Origin of the sequence: Pseudomonas oryzicola, assembly GCF_014269185.2 — a bacterium.
Lineage (GTDB): Bacteria > Pseudomonadota > Gammaproteobacteria > Pseudomonadales > Pseudomonadaceae > Aquipseudomonas > Aquipseudomonas oryzicola.
The window spans coordinates 2388454-2405439 of record NZ_JABWRZ020000001.1 but is presented as its reverse complement, the minus strand read 5'-3'; the positions used below and the strand labels follow the sequence as shown (position 1 = coordinate 2405439).

Sequence of the window (16986 nt, the reverse complement as noted above, 5' to 3'; positions counted from 1 at the left end):
ACCGGCATCAGGCGCGCAGTTGATACCAGGTGGTCTTGAGCTGCGAATACTTGTCGAACGCATGCAGCGACAGGTCGCGACCAAACCCGGACTGCTTGCCACCGCCGAACGGCACCGCCACATCCAGCGCATCGACCGTGTTCACCGACACCGTGCCGGCCTTCAGCGCCCGCGCCACGCGGTGGACCTGATTGAAGTCATCGCTCCACAGCGACGCCGCCAGGCCGTAGATGCTGTCATTGGCCAGGTGCACGGCCTGCTCCTCGGTGTCGAACACGCTGACCGCCAGCACCGGCCCGAACACCTCCTCCCGTGCCAGGCTCATGTGGCCCTCGACACCGGCGAAAATGGTCGGCTCGATGTAATTGTCCGAACCGTCGATCGTCAGGCGCCGGCCCCCGCACACCCGCCGTGCGCCGTCCTGCCCTGCGCGGGCGATGGCCGCCTCGATCCGGCCAGTCTGTTGCGCATCGACAATCGCACCGGCCCGGCTCGCCGGGTCCAGCGGATTACCCGGCAGCCACTGGCGGGCCTTGGCCTGCAGGCGCTCGATGAATGCGTCATGGATGGAACGCTGCACATACAGCCGCGAGTTGGCCGAGCACACCTCACCCTGATTGAAGAAGATGCCGAATGCGGCCCGTTCCGCGGCGAGGTCCAGGTCCTGGCAGCTGTCGAACACCAGGTTGGGGCTCTTGCCACCGCACTCCAGCCATACCTGCTTGAGGTTGGACTGCGCCGAATACTGCATGAAGTACTTGCCCACCTGGGTGGAACCGGTGAACACCAGGCAATCCACGTCCGGGTGCAGGCCCAGCGCCCGTCCGGCCTGCTCGCCCAGGCCCGGCAGCACGTTCAGCACACCTTCCGGCAGGCCGGCCTGCAACGCCAGCTCGCCCAGGCGCAGGGCCGAGAACGGTGACTGCTCGGCCGGCTTGAGGACCACGCTGTTGCCGGCGGCCAGCGCCGGGGCGAGCTTCCACGCGGCCATGTCGAGCGGGAAATTCCACGGCACTACCGCAGCGACAACCCCCAGGGCCTCACGGGTAATGGTGGCCAACGCGTTGGGTGCGGTGGGTGCCACCTGGTCGTACAGCTTGTCCAGTGCCTCGCCATACCAGGCGAACACCTGCGCCGAGCCCGGCACGTCGAGGTTGCAGGCGTCCATGACCGGCTTGCCCATGTTCAGCGAGTCCAGCAGGGCCAGTTCTTCGCGATGGGCCATGATCAGCTCGGCCAGGCGCAGCAGGACCTTCTTGCGCTCGACCGGCGCCATGCGCGGCCACGGGCCATGTTCGAAGGCGCGGCGGGCGCTGGCGACGGCCAGGTCCACTTCGGCCTGGCCGCAAGCGGCAACCTGTGCCAGCACGGCGTTGGTGGCGGGGTTGATGGCGGCGAAGGTGGCGCCGTCCTGGGCGTTGGCGGGCTTGCCGTCGATCAGCGCCTGGGCCGGGAGATGCAGGCCCGAGGCGCGTTGTTGCCAGAATTCGAGGGTGTACATTTGTACTCCTGGTTACGGTTGGAGCAGCGTTTTCACAAGAGCTACGCAATTTCTATGGGAGCGGGCGTGCCGGCGAATCAGGCGCTGCGATGAATGGCACCGGCTTCGCCGGTGTTCGCGGGCTCGTCCGCTCCCACAGGGAAATGTGGTGCCCTTACCAGCGGTTCAGAACTTGCCGACCAGGCGCGCCGTGCGGTCCACGGCGATGCGGGTCTTTTCCACCAGCTCATCCAGCTCGCTGTGGTTGGCGACCAGGGCCGGGGCCATGATCATCCGGCCCAGGGTCGAGCGAATGATCACCCCTTGCTCGAAACCGAAGGTGCGGCATTGCCAGGCCAGGTCGTTCTCGTTGGCAAAGCGCTTGCGCGTCGGCTTGTGCTCGGCGAACTGCAGCGCCGCCACCAGGCCGGCGCCCTGCACCTGGCCGATCAACGGGTGGTCGGCGAACACTTCGCGCAGGATGCGCTGCAGGTACGGCCCAGTGTCGTCCCTGACCTGGCGCACGATGCCTTCGTCACGCAGCGCTTTCAGGTTGGCGATGGCCACCGCCGCCGCCACCGGGTGGCCGGAATAGGTCAGGCCGTGGGCAAATACCCCGCCCCGCTCCACCAGCGCTTCGGCGATACGCTTGCTCAGCACCAGGCCGCCCATGGGCACGTAGCCGCTGGTCAGGCCCTTGGCGATCGACAGGGTGTCGGGCTCGAAGCCGAAGTACTCATGGGCGAACCATTCACCGGTGCGGCCAAAACCACCGATCACTTCGTCGGCACACAGCAGCACGTCGTACTGGCGGCAGATGCGCTGGATCTCGGGCCAGTAGCTCTCCGGCGGGAAGATCATGCCGCCGGCGCCCTGGAACGGTTCGGCGACAAAACCGGCGACGTTCTCGGCACCCAGTTCGAGGATCTTTTCCTCCAGCTGCAAGGCACAGCGGCGGCCGAACTCGGCCGGGCTCAGGTCGCCGCCTTCGGCGTACCAGTACGGTTCGTCGATGTGCGCCACGTCCGGGATCAGCCCGCCCATTTCGTGCATGAACTTCATGCCACCCAGCGCCGTGGCGGCCAGGGTCGAGCCGTGGTAGCCGTTCCAGCGGCCGATCATGATCTTCTTGGCCGGTTGGCCGACCACCTGCCAGTAGCGGCGCACGGTGCGGATCAGCACCTCGTTGGCCTCGGAGCCGGAGTTGGTGTAGATCGCGTGGCTGTAATGCGCCGGCAGCAGGCTGAACAACAGTTCGGACAGTTCGATCACCGCCGGGTGGGTGGTGTGGAAGAACATGTTGTAGTAGGCCAGCTGGTCCATCTGCGTGGCAGCAGCGGCGGTCAGGTCGCGACGGCCATAGCCGAGCTGGGTGCACCACAGGCCGGACATGCCATCGAGGTAGCGCTTGCCCTCGCTGTCCCACAGGTGCAGGCGTTCTCCCCCGACGATCACCCGCGGCCCTTCGGCGTTCAGCGCTTTCTGGTCGAGGAAGGCATGGATGTGGTGCGCGGCGTCGGAAGCCTGGTAGTCGCGGGTCTGGCGTTGCGGGGCGAAAGGCGCATTCATTGTTGGTTTTCCTTTGCGGTGGGGGTGCAGGGCTGCCGGCGCTCAGCGCAGCTTGCCCATGTAGCTTTCCAGCGGGTCCTTGCCCAGCACGCCCTGGGCATTGGCCAAGGCGTCGATGAACAGGGAAAACAGCTCGGACTGGGTGCCGATGTCGAGCTTGGCGTAGACGTTCTTGCGGTGCGACTTGATGGTGTCTTCCGACACGCCCAGGCGTTCGGCCAGCGACTTGGTGGAGTGGCCCCGCAGGATCAGTTGGGCGATGCGGCACTCGCGCTCGGTGAGCAATGAGCTGCCGAAATTGTTCAAGGCCGCATGGATGCGCTGCTCAAGGATGTTCTCGAAGCGCCCGGCACGGCTGTCGAGCCCGGCGAAGTGCCTGCCGAGCACCGCCAGCACCCACGGCGTAATGCAGCCGAACAGTGCGCGGCTGTGCCCATCGAGCTTGTCGGTGAAGGCCAGCGACACGGCCAGGCTGTGCCCGGGCACAAGCTGCAGGATGTAGTTCAGCTCATCCCGCAGGTGCGAATGGCGGTAGAACGACTGGTAGTACTCGCTCACCTCGAAATGGTCCGGCGCCACGTCGAACAGGCCATAGCAGCCAGACTCGAGCTGCTCCACGCAAGCACCGTAGAACGGGTCGAGCAGGTAGAAGCCCGACAGGTAGCGGCTGACATTGCCTTCGGGCTGCCAGGGTGCCTTGTCGTCCTGCTCGAACAATGCGCTGGGCATGCCGTGGTGCGGGTAGAGGTACACCGTGGTCGCCTGGATCGGGTGGATCACGCCCAGTGCGGCGAACAGGCTGGCAGCAAAGCCCGAGCGGCCGATGGCCTCGGTGACCTTGGCCTGGTGCTCGAACCACTGTTGTGTAAGCAATCGATGGGTCACGGTGGGCCTGCCATAGCGTAGGGCACCGCCACAGTGCGGTGCGTTGTTGGGCAGATACTCCCATGGCGGCGCCTGCATCGAAATCACCCTTTGGGGTGAGCGCCTGCGCGCCTCGTCCGGCTCACCCCAAAGGGTGATTCCGGGTACCTGCGGGGTGTGGGAGCATCAATCCGCCCCACGCTGCGAGCCCCGCGCTCGACCTCCTTGCACAACGCCCACCGGCAGCGAGCCCTCTCGCCTGCTGCGGTGTCCTGCATCCCTTTCCAGGAGTTAGCAATGCATACAACAACAAGTACAGCCCATTTCCCCGCCGCGCATGCCTCGTCCCCAGCCCCCACCGGGCGCTTCCGCACGTCCATGGGCATGACCGCCCTGATCCTGTTCGGCCTGGCCTACATGGTGCCACTGGCCGTGTTCACCACCTACGGGCTGGTTACCCAGATGACCAAGGGGCACCTGCCCACCGCCTACCTGCTCACCCTCGCCGCCATGCTGCTGACCGCCTACAGCTATGGGCGCATGGTCCAGGCCCACCCCTATTCCGGGTCGGTGTATACCTACACGCGCAAGGCGTTCGGCAGCCACATCGGCTTCATCACCGGCTGGACGCTGCTGCTCGACTACATCTTCCTGCCATTGCTCAGCTACCTGCTGATCGGCATCTACATGGCGGAATATTTCCCGGCCATTCCTGCCTGGGTGTGGGTGCTGGGCTCGATTGCCCTGGTGACCTTCCTCAACCTGATCGGCATCGAATCCATCACCCGGGTCAACTGGCTGCTGGTAGTGCTGCAGCTGGTGTTCATCGTGGTGTTCGTCGCTCTGTCGATACGCAACCTCGGTCACCAGGCCGAACCGCTATCGCTGCTGGCGCCCTTCCATCACGACGGCTTCAGCGTGCCCCTGATCATGACCGGCGCCGCCGTGCTGTGCCTGTCGTTTCTGGGCTTCGATGCGGTGTCGACCATGGCCGAGGAAACCAGCAACCCGACCTACCGCATCCCCATGGCAATCCTCGCGGTGTCGCTGATCGGCGGCCTGCTGTTCCTGGTGGTGTCGTACTGCGCGCAGATGGTGTTCCCCGACTGGGGCAACTTTGCCGACCCCGATTCGGCGTCGGTGGACGTGATGCGGCGGGTGGGCGGTGAACTGCTGGTGACCGCCTTCACAGCCACCTATGTGGCGGGCTGCTTCGCCTCGGCCATGGTGTCCCAGGCCAGCGTGTCGCGGGTGCTGTTCGCCATGGGCCGCGACGGCGCACTGCCGCGGGCATTCGGCCAGCTGCTGACGAAAAAGCGCGTGCCGGCGGCGGCCATCGTGCTGGTCAGCCTGCTGTCGCTGGTCGCCCTGGTGATCACCCTCGACACCGTGGCCAACATGATCAGCTTTGGCGCGTTGTTCGCCTTCTCGGCGGTGAACCTGGCAGTGGTCAAGCACTACCTGGTCGACCGCCGCTTGCGCGGGGTGCGTAACTATCTGCTGTATGGCGTCGTGCCTGGCCTGGGCTTTCTCAGCACGCTGTGGCTGTGGAGCAGCCTGACCCACCTGTCGTTCAGCATCGGCCTGTGCTGGATGGGCGTGGGCCTGGTGGTACTGCTCGGGCTGACCCGGGCGTTCCGGGTGAAGCTGCCGGAGTTGCAGATGGCCGAGTGACAAATACGCCTGCGCGATCCCTGTAGCAGCGGCGTGAACCGGTGCCATTCACCGTGTCGCCCTTCGCGGGTAAACCCGCTCCCACAAGGAGCGCGCAGGCCCCAGGCCTGGAGGATGTATACAATCCAGAAAAACTCTGTTTACATGTTGCAGCGCCTACGACAGCGACAATCGTCGCTGGGTATTGCGCAGGCACATGCTATGCCCAAGACGCTATTGGTAAAAAACGCCGCCCTGCTGGTCACCATGGACGGCGAACGCCGCGAGATCAGCAACGGCGGCCTGTTCATCGAAGACAACCTGATCCGTCAGGTCGGCCCCAGCGACACCCTGCCCCAGCATGCCGACGTGGTGCTGGACATGGCCGGCAAGGTGGTCATCCCTGGCCTGGTCAACACCCACCACCACATGTACCAGAGCCTCACCCGCGTGGTGCCGGCGGCCCAGGACGGCGAGCTGTTCAACTGGCTGGGCAACCTGTACCCGATCTGGGCACGCCTGACCCCCGAGATGATCGCGGTGTCGACCCAGACCGCCATGGCGGAACTGCTCCTGTCCGGCTGCACCACCTCCAGTGACCACCTGTACATCTACCCCAACGGCTGCAAGCTCGACGACAGCATTCACGCCGCCGACGAGATCGGCATGCGCTTCCACGCCGCCCGCGGCAGCATGAGCGTGGGCCGCAGCCAGGGCGGCCTGCCGCCTGACGCGGTGGTGGAAAGGGAAGCCGACATCCTCAAGGAGTCCCAGCGCCTGATCGAGGACTACCACGATGCCGGTCACGGCGCGATGCGCCGCATCGTGGTGGCGCCGTGCTCGCCGTTCTCGGTCAGCCGCGACCTGATGCGCGAAGCGGCGGTGCTGGCGCGCCAGTACGGCGTGTCGTTGCACACCCACCTGGCCGAAAACGTCAACGACATTGCCTACAGCCGCGAGAAGTTCGGCATGACCCCAGCCGAATACGCCGAGGACCTCGGCTGGGTCGGCCACGATGTGTGGCATGCCCATTGTGTGCAACTCGACCAGCACGGCATCGAACTGTTCGCCCGCACCGGCACCGGTGTGGCCCACTGCCCGTGCTCGAACATGCGCCTGGCCTCGGGCATCGCCCCGGTACGCAAGATGCGCGACCATGGCGTGCCGGTAGGCCTGGGGGTCGACGGTTCGGCCTCCAACGACGGCGCCAGCATGATCGGTGAAGTGCGCCAGGCCTTGCTGCTGCAACGGGTCGGCTTCGGCCCCGACGCGATGACCGCGCGCGAAGCGCTGGAAATCGCCACCCTCGGCGGCGCCAAGGTGCTCAACCGCAACGACATCGGCGCCCTCGCCCCCGGCATGGTCGCCGACTTCGTCGCCTTCGACCTGGGCCACGTGGCCTATGCCGGCGGCCACCATGACCCGCTGGCGGCGCTGGTGTTCTGCACCCCGACCCAGGTGCATACCAGCGTGATCAATGGCCGCGTGGTGGTGCAGGACGGGCAACTGCTCACCGTCGACCTGCCACGGGTGCTCGAGCGCCATAACCAGCTGGCGCACCAGCTGGTGAGCGGCGGATAGCAAGGCTGGCCGCGTGTCACGACCGGGCTGCCAGGCAGCCTGTCGTGACACTGGCCGCTGCGGATGCTCAGAGGGCCATGACCATCTCATGCCAGGCCATGCCACCGTGCTCCGAAGGCGATGGCTGCACATACTGGTAACCCATCTTCTGGTACAGCGGCACATGCTGCTGCTTGCACATCAGGTGGATGGTCTGCTTGCCCGCGGCCTTCATGCGCGTGACGAACTCGTCCATCAAGCGCCTGGCGTAGCCTTTGCCCTGGTGCGCCGGGTCGACCACCACCGACATGATCACCACGTTCGGTGCTTGCGGGTCGTGCCCGACCAGTTCCTTGAAAGCTTCATCGGCCATCACCACCTGGTGGGCGCAGCCGCTGTTGATGAAACCGACGATTTCTCCCGCCTGCTCCAGCACCAGGAAGCCTTGCGGGTACTGCGCGATACGGGTACGGATCTTCTCCAGTGTGGCCGCTTCATCCCCTTCATAGGCACCGATCTCGATGGCGTAGCAACGCTCGGCATCTGCGACGGTTGGGGTGCGGAACTGCGGGGTGTTCATGACGGGTTTCCTTGACGATAGTGGGCAAAGCGGCCGCCATGGTAAATGACTACCCACCTGGGCAGGCAGCTTTCTCAAGCCCGTTGCGTGGTGCTTGCTGGCGGTCACCGATGACAAGCATCATGGCGCATTGCCCACTCGCGATGGATATGCCGATGGCCTCAGTGCCGCTACCGCCCACCGAACCCGGCCGCTGCAAACGCTTGAAGGCTGCCAGCAGCCAGGCCCACGACGATGTCGATCAACGGGTGATGGCCGCCAGACCTTTCGCAACTCGCGAGCGCTACGGCCATTTCCTGCAGGTGCAGCATCGTTTTCACGGCAGCCTGCTGGCGTTGTACCGCGATGAACAACTCAACCTGCTGCTGCCTGGGCTGGCGCAGCTGTCGCGCTTTGCCGCAATCGAGCACGATCTGGACGCCTTGGGCCTGCCAGTGCCTGCGCCCCCTCGACAGGTCTGTGCCAGCCCGGCCCAGGCCCTGGGCTGGCTGTACTGCAGCGAGGGGTCGAACCTTGGGGCTGCGTTTCTGCTCAAGCATGCCCAGCGCCTGGGGCTGGACACCGACCTGGGTGCCCGCCACCTGGCGCCGCCTCCACAGGGCCGGGCGTTGCCCTGGCGCCAGTTCGTCGCCAGGCTGGATGGCCTGTCGCTGAATGCGCAGGAAGAAGCCGAGGTGGTCGCTGGCGCGATCGCTGCGTTCGGCAGCTATCAGGCGCATCTGCGAGCAGTGTTTGCCTGAATCTGCAACCGCTGATCGGGTTGTTTCAAAAGTTGTACAACTTGTTGCCACAGCGAACTTTTTCCCGTTTGCCGGTCTATGTGGGAGGCACAGAAAGGTAGCGGGACGCGAGACAGATTCGCCAACCACCTGCTGGCCAGATGGCTCAATTTGTTCTCAGAGGTTGGCTTCGCTCATGAAAATACATGTCGCAAGGTGGATGTTGCTCGGCCTGTTCTCGTTGGCGGCAATGGGCACGGCGTCGGCAACGTCCATGAAGGCGTCCGTTGCGGCTGCCCCGGCCGGGCAATCAGCGTCGCAGCCTGCCGGCAGCCCTTGGCCGAACCTGGCCAGTGTGGCCGCTGGGCAACCGGCCACGTTGCTGGCCCACGATGACGACCGCTGGCATGACCATAGAAGCGACTGGCGCCGCGAACAGTGGCGCCGCGAGCAGGCCCGACGTGACTGGGAGCGCCGGCGCGACTGGGAATATCGCCGCGACTGGGAACGCCGCCGTGACTGGGAGCGCCGCCATGAGCGGGCCATGCACCAACGCTACCATGACGATGATCGTTACTACCGCCGTTGATCCTCGGCAGCCTGCGCGGTCCTGAAGGGCCGCGCGGGTCCATCAGATGGCGCTATCCGCCGCCGCCTCGGCTTCCATCTTCAAGCGGTCGGCCTTGCAAATGTACTTTGGCTTGCGCGGCGCCAGTTTCGCGCTGGCCTTCTTGGCATGCGCCTGCAACAGCTGCTTGATCTTCTTGCGACGGTTCATTCTGGTTCGACCTGTCAGTGCGGTTTGGCTGGAGGCATCATACCTTGCCTGGGTCGACACCTCATTGACGTTATTTTCACACGCGGCAGATTAGCGTCACGCCCTTTACCGGCGCCGCACAGATCCGCGGGCCGCCACGGTACGACGAGGCATACGTGTCACATACTCCATCCCCTTCTTCGCCCAAGCGCGTGGACTGGGCCGGCCTGGGCTGGCTCCTGTTGTTCTTCTGGTACTTCTCGGGCGTGACCCAGGCACTGCTGCTGTTCAGCGGCACCACCGGCTTCGCCGGTTTCCGCGACGCCCTGTTCCTCAGCAGCCTGTGGCTGGCCCCGGTGCTGCTGCTGCCGCGCTTCACCCGCGCCACCGCAGCGGCCATCGGCCTGGTTCTGTGGGCCGCATCGCTGGTGGGTTTGAGCTACTTCGGCATCTATCGCCAGGAGTTCTCGCAAAGCGTGATCTTCGTGATGTTCGAGTCCAACACCGCCGAGGCCGGTGAGTACTTCAGCCAGTACTTCAGCGCCTGGCTTGGCCTGGCGCTGTTGCTGTACACGCTGGTCGCGGTGTTGCTGTGGAAGCGCGTGCGCCCGGTCCGCCTGCCGCTGCGCAGCCGCCTGCCGGTGGTCGCCCTGTTGCTGCTGGCCAACCTGGTGTACCCGTTCTACAAACAGATGGTCACCCAGCAGCGCAACTTTGCCGACGCCGTAGAAAAGGTCCAGCAGCGCATGGAGCCGGCCGTGCCCTGGCAGTTGCTGGTCGGCTACCGCCAGTACCGCCAGCAACTGGACAACATGCAGCAGTTGCTGGCCCGCAACGCTGCACTGCCGCCCCTGCAGAACCTGCAAGACAGCAGCGGTACAGCGCCACGCACGCTGGTGCTGGTGCTGGGCGAATCGACCACCCGCGAGCACATGCACCTGTACGGCTACAACCGCGACACCACGCCCAACCTCGATGCGCTGGCTGCCAGCGACGAGGGCCTGACGGTGTTCCGCAATGTGGTGTCGCCACGCCCGTATACCATCGAAGTGATGCAGCAGATCCTCACCTTCGGCGACGAGCAGAACCCGGACCGTTTCCTCACCGATCCGTCGCTGATCAACCTGATGAAGCAGGCCGGCTACAAGACTTTCTGGATCACCAACCAGCAGACCATGACCAAGCGCAATACCATGCTGACTACCTTCTCGCAGCAGACGGACGCGCCGGTCTACCTGAACAACCAGCGTAACCAGAATGCCAGCCAGTACGATGACGTGGTACTGGCACCGTTCGAGAAGGCCCTGCAAGACCCGGCGCCGAACAAGTTCATCATCGTGCACCTGCTGGGCACGCACATGGACTATCGCTACCGCTACCCGGACGACTACGCGCACTTCACCGACCGCCAGGGCGCCCCCGGCGTGCTGACGCCCGAGCAGGTGGAAACCTACAACTTCTACGACAACGCGGTGCGCTACAACGACTATGTGGTCTCAAGCCTGATCAAGCGTTATTCGGCCACCACCCCCAATGGCTTCCTGCTGTACCTGTCCGACCATGGCGAGGACGTGTACGGTTCCGGCAACCACGACCGCCTGGGGCGTAACGAAGGCGCGCCGACCCGACCGATGTACACCATCCCGTTCCTGCTGTGGACCTCGCCAAGCTGGCGGGCCGAGCACCCGCGCGACTTGCAGGCGATGGCCGAGCGCCCCTACAGCAGCTCGCACCTGATCCACACCCTGTCCGACCTCGCCGGGCTGAGCTATGACCGCTACGAACCGGCCAAGAGCCTGGTGAGCCCGCAGTTCGTCGTGGCACCGCGCTGGATTGGCGACCCGTACCGCAAGAATGGCCTGCGCGAATTCGACCACCTGCCGCTGGACAACGCCGAGCAGGCGCAGCAGACGGTCAGTAACAGCCAAGCGCAGAGCGGTGCAGGCCCGAACTGACGGTGGGTAATTGCGCCCCTTTCGCGACACAACGCCACGCCTGTCCAGCTAACGCGGTCCCTGTAGGAGCGGATTTATCCGCGAAGCAGACGACGCGGTGAATGACACCGGCTGTGCCGGTGTTCACGGGCATGCCCGCTCCGGCAAAGCCGGGCAAGCCGCCAGGTCTTGAGCAAGACAGAAGCTTGCACAAGCTCAACCTCGCTTCGGTCAGGCCGGCTGGCTACAACTCCCCTGGCGGGCACTGCTTCGTACGGCCTCGGCCAGCTTGCGCAGGTTGGCCTGGTGGGCATTGACCAGGCTGGCGATGCTGTTGTCCGCTGGCGTTTGCAGCGAGGTGCGGCAGGTCAGCTCGGCCCGCCCCGGCTGGCTCAGGCGCCACAGGGCTTCCAGCGAGGCGTAGCGCCCCGGCACCATGTCGAAGCGCTGCACGTCCACGCGCAGCAGCGCCTTGCTGCTACCCACCGGCCCGCCCAGTTGGTCTTGCAGGGCACTGCGGAATTCATCCACCAGGTTGGCCCCCCACCATTCCGTCTCGAGGATGGCCAGGCCGCTCTGCCCTTGCCGTACCACCAATTGCGGGCGATCCACCTGCGGCGGCACCGCCACCCTGACCACCTGGATGCGTTGGCCGCCGTCACGCAGCGGCTCGCTCGGCACCAAGGTGTGATAGTTGTTCGGCGTGCTGCAGCCCCACAGCAGCGCCAGCAGCCCGGCCCCACATACATTGCGCAGTCGTTGCATCGGCTGTCTCCTCAAGGTTCCAGGCCCGCGGCCCCGGCCGCTTTTGGCCGACCACGAATCAGCGATTCGGGGTGGCGGCCCAGGTAATCGGCAAGGTCACGCAGCGAACGCGACATGCGCTCCAGTTCGTCCAGGGTCTCGCCCATCCGTTCGCGCTGCGGCGAGTCTTCGGCAATCGCCGAGTTGGCCGTACGCAGGGTCTTGTGCATCTCGTCCAGCGCCACCTGCACCTCCGGCAACGTCTGGCCATTGAACTGCTTGAGGCTGGCACGCAGCTCGCGCAGGCTGCCGTCGAGGTTGCTGGCGATGCTTTCCAAGGGCAGTTTGCTGATGCGCTCGACTACCCGTTGCAGCTGTTCCTGCAATTGCTCCAGGCTGCCGGGCAGCGTGGGAATGGTGATCGGGTCGGCCTTCTTGTCGAAGGCAACCTTGGGCGCGTCCGGGTAGAAGTCCAGGGAAATGAACATCTGCCCAGTGATCAGGTTGCCACTGCGTGCCTGGGCCCGCAGCCCATGTTCGACGAAGGTGCCGATCAGGCGCCGGGCACCGTCCATGTCACCCTCGCTATGCTTGAACGCAGCGAGCATCTTGCGGTGCACCGGCCCCAGCCGCTGAGGGTAGATCACCGCATCGACCACGACCGGAAACGCCTGCCGGGTAGCATCGTAATCGAGCTTGATGGAGGTCACCCGGCCAAATTCCACGCCCTTGAACTCCACCGGCGCGCCCACCGACAGGCCGCGCATGGCCTGGTCGAAGCGCAACTGCAGGTACTGCGCCTGGCCACTGGGCGGTGCCAGAGCGGTATCCCGGTCGGCAAACAGCTGGAAGCGCGCCTGGTCGGCAGCGGGCTCGGCTTGCGGGGCGAAGTCGGGCGAGCCAAAAGCCAACCCGCCCACCAGGATGGACGACAGTGACTCGGTATCGACCTTCAGGCCATTGGCACCGATCTGCATGTCGACGCCGCTGGCGTTCCAGAAACGCGTATCGGCGGTGACGAAGCTGTCGTAGGGGGCCTGCACGAACACACCAATCTCCACGCCCTTGCCATCGCCCTGCAGGGCAAACGACACCACCTCGCCCACCGGGATCTTGCGGTAGTAGATCGATGAGCCGACATCCAGCGAGCCGAGGTCGCTGGCAGTGAGCACAAAGCGCTTGCCTTTTTCGTCATAGGTGATCGGCGGTGGCAGTTCCAGGCCGACAAACGACTTTTCCGCCACGTTCGACTCGCCGGCATCCGCGCCGATGAAACTGCCCGAAAACAGTGTATCCACCCCGGAAACGCCGCCGACCCCGATGCGTGGCCGCACCACCCAGAAGCGCGCCCCCTGGGTGGCGAAGGCGCGGGCATCGTTGGACAACTGCACCTTGGCGACCACGCTCTTCTTGTCGTCGGCCAACTCCACCGTAGTGACTTCACCAATCACCACGCTGCGGTACTTGACCTGGGTCTTGTGGGCCACCAGCCCCTCCCCGGTGTGGAAGGCAATGGCAATGACCGGGCCCTGCTGCATCCAGTTGCGCACCACCAGCGACGCGCCGATCAAGATCGCCACGATCGGCACTATCCATACCAGCGACACGTTCCAGCGCCGGGTGCGTACCTCGACCTGCCCGGCGCCATCGTGGTTGTCAGTCTGCTGCCCCATCAATCCGGTCCCCCTCGTTGGCATGGCGATCCCAGATCAGCCGTGGATCGAAGCTCATCGCAGACAGCATGGTCAGGACCACCACCATGCCGAAGAACAGGATGCCCACCCGCGGCTCGATGGTGCCCAGCCCTCGCAGCTGCACCAACGCCGCCACCAGCGCCACCACCATCACATCGAGCATCGACCAGTAACCGATCAACTCGACGAAGCGGTACAGCTGCGAACGTTGCCGGCAGGCCCAGGTAGAACCGCGCTGGGCGGTGTACAGCAACAGGCCGAGCGAGAAGAACTTGATGGCCGGCACGCCGACGCTGGCAATGAAGATGATCAGCGCGATGTCCCACGCCCCGGCCTCCCAGAACTCCACTACCCCGCCGCCAATGGTGCTTTCGCTGCCACTGCCGAGCATCTCGGTGTGCATCACCGGCAACAGGTTGGCGGGGATATAGAAAATCAGCGCGGCCAGCAGAAAGGCCCAGCCGCGGCTGATGGCATTGGTCTTGCGCCGGTGAATGGGTGCACCGCAGCGGCTGCAGGTGTGTGCACCATTGCCCAGTTGGCAGGCCTGGCCACAGCCATGGCACAGGCACAGGCCCAGGTCTTCGGCGCTGGCCGGGGTGTTCATGGCTGTTGCCACAAGTCGCGGATGTCCTTGCCGGCGACATGGATGATCAGCATGCTCAGCGCGGCCAGGGCCAACAGGCCGATGCCGGGGATGACCTCGAGCAACCCCGCCAGTTTGATCACCGCCACCAGCGCCCCCAGCAGGCACACTTCCAGCATGCTCCACGGCCGCAGGCCTTCCAGGCTGCGCATGCACACGGCAAAACCCGGCGCGCGCTGGCCGGCCAGGGCAAAACCCAGCAGCCAGCACAACAGCCCGATCTGCAGCACCGGCGCCACGATGATGGACAAGGCCATGACCAGGGCGATGAAGGTGATGCTGCCGTGGCTGAGGATCTGCACCGAATCCCACAATGTCGCCGAATGAGTCAGCCCCTGCATGCCGATGGTCATCACCGGGTAGAAGTTGGCGAACACCAGCAGGATACCGCCCGTCACGCTCAGTGCCAGCCGTTGCTGCACGGTCAGCGAGGTGTACCGGTACAGCACGCCGCCACAGCGCTGGCACAGGGCCCGCTGATGCTTGAGCAGCGGCGCCCGGTGGTACACCGAGTCGCAATATTCGCAGATGATCAGGTGCTGGGTCTGGCTCATGGTGCTTCCACACGTGGCCCCGGTTCAGGCCGGGATGCGCCGGCGAACAACGCTTGATATCCGGTTTAGCCCATCTGGGCAAAACTGCCATCCGCTCGGCCAGGGCGAACTATTCTGAGAGTCGGGATCCTGCCCGCTGGAGGTGTAGCATGCGTAGGTCGACGTGGAGTTACCTGGTGGTGCTGCTGTGCGCGGCCCCGGCTGCCCTGGCGCAGTCGGTGGTGCCGCTCAAGGGCCAGAGCAGCCAGCAGATGCAGCTGGATATCAACGACTGCAATACCGTGGCGACCAATGCCGCGAACAGCGCCGCGACCTCCAACGACCCGCATGTCGGTGGCCGCGTGCGTGGTGCCGCCGCTGGCGCGGTTGCCGGTGCAGCGGGCGCACAGGTGCGCGGTAACCAGCACGACGCGCTGTATGACCGGGCCAGTGACGATGCCAAGCAGGCGTACCGGCAGAACCGTGCCGGCGAGGTGGCTGCCGCCGGTGCCGCCGTCGGCGGCATGCGCCAGCGCCAGGAGCGCCGCGAGGACCGCCGTGGCCAGGACGAAGCGCAGGCGCAGGCCCATGCCAGTGCCTATGCCGGCTGCCTGCAGGGGCGCGGCTATCAGGTCAATCCCTGAGCAGCCGGCACGCCATGCCGCGGCAGTGGCGGCATGGCGTGCCCGTTTCAGAACTTCGCCAGTTCTTCCCGGCAGAATTCGACGAACAACTGAGCCGGCTTGGTCAGTTGCACCCGCTTCAACCAGGCTGCAGCCAGCCCGGACAGCGCGACCGGCTCGGCGATATCCAGCATGGCCAGGCGCTGGCCGTCGTAGGTATACGGCGAATGCGGGCGCGTCACCAGCAAGGAAAAACCGAAGCCCTGCCCGACCATGCCGCGCACCATCTCGATCGAGGGCGAGCTGAAGACGATGTTCGGCGTCAGGCCCATTTCGTTGAACAGGCTGACGAAGTACGTGCGGCTCGGGGCCACGTCCAGCAGGATCATCGGCTCGGGGCACAGATCGCGCAGCGACACCTGAGCCTGGCCGGCAAACCGGTGCTGCTCGGGCAGCAGCACATACGGCTTCTGCGGCGGCATCAGCGGTTCGGCTTCGATGGTGCCGTCGAGGTCGTGATCATAGAGAAATGCCAGGTCGAAGGTGCCGGCAGTCAGGCCCTGGATCAGGTCCTGCTGTTCGCCATCTCGCAGACGGATGTCCACTCCCGGATAACGTTGGCGAAAGCCGGCAATCAGCCGCGGCAGGTACAGCGGGGCCACGGTTTCGAAACAGCCGATGTCAATCTGCCCGGCCACGGTGTCGTTATCGGCCAGGGCGTTCTGCTCGAACTCGTGGGCCATCTGCAGCAGCGACTTGGTCTTGGCGTAAAAGCGCTTGCCACTGGGCGTCAGCGACACGCCCTGGGCGTGGTGGCGGATGAACAACTGCACGCCAAAGCTCTCTTCCAGGCTCTTGATCGCCGTGGAGATGGATGGCTGGGCAATGTACAGCTGGCGCGATGCCTCGGCAACGCTACCGGCCTCCACGGTGGTCACGAAGTATTTGAGTTGTCGCAGGGTATAGGCAGCCACGGGCACCTCGCTGGCGCCACTCCGGGCGCTGGAATCATGCCTGCCACTTTACCCCTCGGCAGCTGGCACGTGGGGGCCAGGTGGTGAAGGATTTACCTATGGCTTGAACAGGTTTTTCGTAAGGGCGCCACTGGTCAAATACCCCCAAGCGTCTTTACTGGTATTCATCGGCCCCAAGCATACGGTGTGTGTCTATGAAGATCGTGGTCACCAGCATCCTTGTCGACGACCAGGCCAAGGCCTTGGCTTTCTACCACTATGTACTCGGCTTCGAGCCCAAGCACGACATCCCCATGGGCCGACACCGCTGGCTGACCCTCACCTCCCCCAACGACCCCAACGGCGTCGAACTGCTGCTGGAACCCGACGCGCACCCGGCCGCCAAGGCCTATAAGGCTGCGCTCAAGCAGGACGGCATCCCGGCTACCTCGTTCGGCGTGCGCGACATCCAGGCCGAGTACACCCGGCTGTGTGCAGCGGGCGTGCAGTTCACCCAGCCGCCCACCGCCATGGGGCCGGTGACCGTGGCGGTGTTCGATGACACCTGCGGCAACCTGATCCAGATCGCCCAGAAGCACTAGGCTATGTGTGAAAAGTCTTGAGACGAAGGTCAGGCAAGGCGAAAACAGCCGAGGAAGCGGCGTTTACGGGTTGTA

General features: G+C 65.0%; 17 protein-coding genes. 7 read left to right on the top strand and 10 right to left on the bottom strand.

Translation table 11 applies throughout. The features are described 5' to 3' along the window. Positions 1 to 7 precede the first annotated feature (7 nt). The 3 genes from HU760_RS10975 to HU760_RS10965 form a co-directional block, all read right to left on the bottom strand. Positions 8 to 1501, bottom strand: a complete 1494-nt coding sequence (locus tag HU760_RS10975; RefSeq protein ID WP_186677096.1) for an aldehyde dehydrogenase — start codon at positions 1499 to 1501, stop codon at positions 8 to 10. A gap of 165 nt (positions 1502 to 1666) precedes the next feature. After that, on the bottom strand, positions 1667 to 3049 hold the full coding sequence (locus tag HU760_RS10970; protein ID WP_186677100.1) for an aspartate aminotransferase family protein: 1383 nt from the start codon (positions 3047 to 3049) through the stop codon (positions 1667 to 1669). Positions 3050 to 3091: 42 nt separating this feature from the next. Next, entirely contained in the window at positions 3092 to 3934 is an 843-nt protein-coding gene (locus tag HU760_RS10965; RefSeq protein WP_186677103.1) for a helix-turn-helix transcriptional regulator, read from the bottom strand. A gap of 276 nt (positions 3935 to 4210) precedes the next feature. Here HU760_RS10965 and HU760_RS10960 point away from each other — a divergent pair, with 276 nt between their 5' ends. Next, a complete protein-coding gene (locus HU760_RS10960) occupies positions 4211 to 5587 on the top strand; it encodes an APC family permease (protein WP_186677105.1) in 1377 nt (458 codons plus the stop codon). A gap of 201 nt (positions 5588 to 5788) precedes the next feature. Further along, positions 5789 to 7147: an 8-oxoguanine deaminase gene (locus HU760_RS10955; protein ID WP_186677107.1), complete on the top strand. Its 1359-nt coding sequence runs from the start codon at positions 5789 to 5791 to the stop codon at positions 7145 to 7147. Positions 7148 to 7214: 67 nt separating this feature from the next. Here the strand turns inward: HU760_RS10955 and HU760_RS10950 are convergent, their stop codons facing one another. Further along, on the bottom strand, positions 7215 to 7706 hold the full coding sequence (locus tag HU760_RS10950; protein WP_186677109.1) for a GNAT family N-acetyltransferase: 492 nt from the start codon (positions 7704 to 7706) through the stop codon (positions 7215 to 7217). A gap of 155 nt (positions 7707 to 7861) precedes the next feature. On the opposite strand from HU760_RS10950, the gene HU760_RS10945 reads away from it, so the two are divergent. Both HU760_RS10945 and HU760_RS10940 read left to right on the top strand, forming a co-directional pair. Further along, positions 7862 to 8446, top strand: a complete 585-nt coding sequence (locus HU760_RS10945) for a biliverdin-producing heme oxygenase (protein ID WP_186677111.1) — start codon at positions 7862 to 7864, stop codon at positions 8444 to 8446. 199 nt (positions 8447 to 8645) lie between these two features. Then, complete coding sequence (locus tag HU760_RS10940; RefSeq protein WP_186677468.1) at positions 8646 to 9014, top strand: hypothetical protein; 369 nt, start codon at positions 8646 to 8648, stop codon at positions 9012 to 9014. Between the two features lie 42 nt (positions 9015 to 9056). On the opposite strand, the gene HU760_RS10935 is transcribed toward HU760_RS10940, so the two are convergent. Continuing rightward, entirely contained in the window at positions 9057 to 9203 is a 147-nt protein-coding gene (locus HU760_RS10935; RefSeq protein WP_186677112.1) for a DUF2986 domain-containing protein, read from the bottom strand. Between the two features lie 155 nt (positions 9204 to 9358). Here HU760_RS10935 and HU760_RS10930 point away from each other — a divergent pair, with 155 nt between their 5' ends. Next, positions 9359 to 11137: a phosphoethanolamine transferase CptA gene (locus HU760_RS10930; RefSeq protein WP_186677113.1), complete on the top strand. Its 1779-nt coding sequence runs from the start codon at positions 9359 to 9361 to the stop codon at positions 11135 to 11137. A 210-nt stretch (positions 11138 to 11347) separates the two neighbouring features. Here the strand turns inward: HU760_RS10930 and HU760_RS10925 are convergent, their stop codons facing one another. From HU760_RS10925 to HU760_RS10910, 4 genes are read right to left on the bottom strand one after another with little or no spacing between them, the layout of a single operon-like run. Beyond that, a complete protein-coding gene (locus HU760_RS10925; RefSeq protein ID WP_186677115.1) occupies positions 11348 to 11881 on the bottom strand; it encodes a PqiC family protein in 534 nt (177 codons plus the stop codon). Positions 11882 to 11892: 11 nt separating this feature from the next. Then, positions 11893 to 13533, bottom strand: a complete 1641-nt coding sequence (locus tag HU760_RS10920; protein ID WP_186677125.1) for a PqiB family protein — start codon at positions 13531 to 13533, stop codon at positions 11893 to 11895. Further along, on the bottom strand, positions 13517 to 14161 hold the full coding sequence (locus HU760_RS10915) for a paraquat-inducible protein A (RefSeq protein ID WP_186677128.1): 645 nt from the start codon (positions 14159 to 14161) through the stop codon (positions 13517 to 13519). Before HU760_RS10915 ends, HU760_RS10920 begins: the two co-directional genes overlap by 17 nt. Next, positions 14158 to 14754 (bottom strand): paraquat-inducible protein A, encoded by a 597-nt coding sequence (locus tag HU760_RS10910; protein ID WP_186677131.1) that lies wholly within the window; start codon positions 14752 to 14754, stop codon positions 14158 to 14160. Before HU760_RS10910 ends, HU760_RS10915 begins: the two co-directional genes overlap by 4 nt. A 149-nt stretch (positions 14755 to 14903) precedes the next feature. Between HU760_RS10910 and HU760_RS10905 the strand changes: the two genes are divergently transcribed. Then, a complete protein-coding gene (locus tag HU760_RS10905) occupies positions 14904 to 15377 on the top strand; it encodes a YMGG-like glycine zipper-containing protein (RefSeq protein WP_186677133.1) in 474 nt (157 codons plus the stop codon). 47 nt (positions 15378 to 15424) lie between these two features. Here the strand turns inward: HU760_RS10905 and HU760_RS10900 are convergent, their stop codons facing one another. Then, positions 15425 to 16330 (bottom strand): LysR family transcriptional regulator, encoded by a 906-nt coding sequence (locus HU760_RS10900; RefSeq protein WP_186677134.1) that lies wholly within the window; start codon positions 16328 to 16330, stop codon positions 15425 to 15427. A gap of 194 nt (positions 16331 to 16524) precedes the next feature. On the opposite strand from HU760_RS10900, the gene HU760_RS10895 reads away from it, so the two are divergent. Beyond that, a complete protein-coding gene (locus tag HU760_RS10895) occupies positions 16525 to 16911 on the top strand; it encodes a VOC family protein (protein WP_186677135.1) in 387 nt (128 codons plus the stop codon). Positions 16912 to 16986: the final 75 nt, after the last annotated feature.

Coding starts and splice junctions, on each gene's coding strand:
- HU760_RS10935 (WP_186677112.1), bottom strand. CDS start 9,203: ATGAACCGTCGCAAGAAGATCAAGCAGCTGTTGCAGGCGCATGCCAAG.
- HU760_RS10950 (WP_186677109.1), bottom strand. CDS start 7,706: ATGAACACCCCGCAGTTCCGCACCCCAACCGTCGCAGATGCCGAGCGT.
- HU760_RS10955 (WP_186677107.1), top strand. CDS start 5,789: ATGCCCAAGACGCTATTGGTAAAAAACGCCGCCCTGCTGGTCACCATG.
- HU760_RS10910 (WP_186677131.1), bottom strand. CDS start 14,754: ATGAGCCAGACCCAGCACCTGATCATCTGCGAATATTGCGACTCGGTG.
- HU760_RS10940 (WP_186677468.1), top strand. CDS start 8,646: ATGTTGCTCGGCCTGTTCTCGTTGGCGGCAATGGGCACGGCGTCGGCA.
- HU760_RS10970 (WP_186677100.1), bottom strand. CDS start 3,049: ATGAATGCGCCTTTCGCCCCGCAACGCCAGACCCGCGACTACCAGGCT.
- HU760_RS10975 (WP_186677096.1), bottom strand. CDS start 1,501: ATGTACACCCTCGAATTCTGGCAACAACGCGCCTCGGGCCTGCATCTC.
- HU760_RS10905 (WP_186677133.1), top strand. CDS start 14,904: ATGCGTAGGTCGACGTGGAGTTACCTGGTGGTGCTGCTGTGCGCGGCC.
- HU760_RS10915 (WP_186677128.1), bottom strand. CDS start 14,161: ATGAACACCCCGGCCAGCGCCGAAGACCTGGGCCTGTGCCTGTGCCAT.
- HU760_RS10945 (WP_186677111.1), top strand. CDS start 7,862: ATGGCCTCAGTGCCGCTACCGCCCACCGAACCCGGCCGCTGCAAACGC.
- HU760_RS10960 (WP_186677105.1), top strand. CDS start 4,211: ATGCATACAACAACAAGTACAGCCCATTTCCCCGCCGCGCATGCCTCG.
- HU760_RS10895 (WP_186677135.1), top strand. CDS start 16,525: ATGAAGATCGTGGTCACCAGCATCCTTGTCGACGACCAGGCCAAGGCC.
- HU760_RS10925 (WP_186677115.1), bottom strand. CDS start 11,881: ATGCAACGACTGCGCAATGTATGTGGGGCCGGGCTGCTGGCGCTGCTG.
- HU760_RS10920 (WP_186677125.1), bottom strand. CDS start 13,533: ATGGGGCAGCAGACTGACAACCACGATGGCGCCGGGCAGGTCGAGGTA.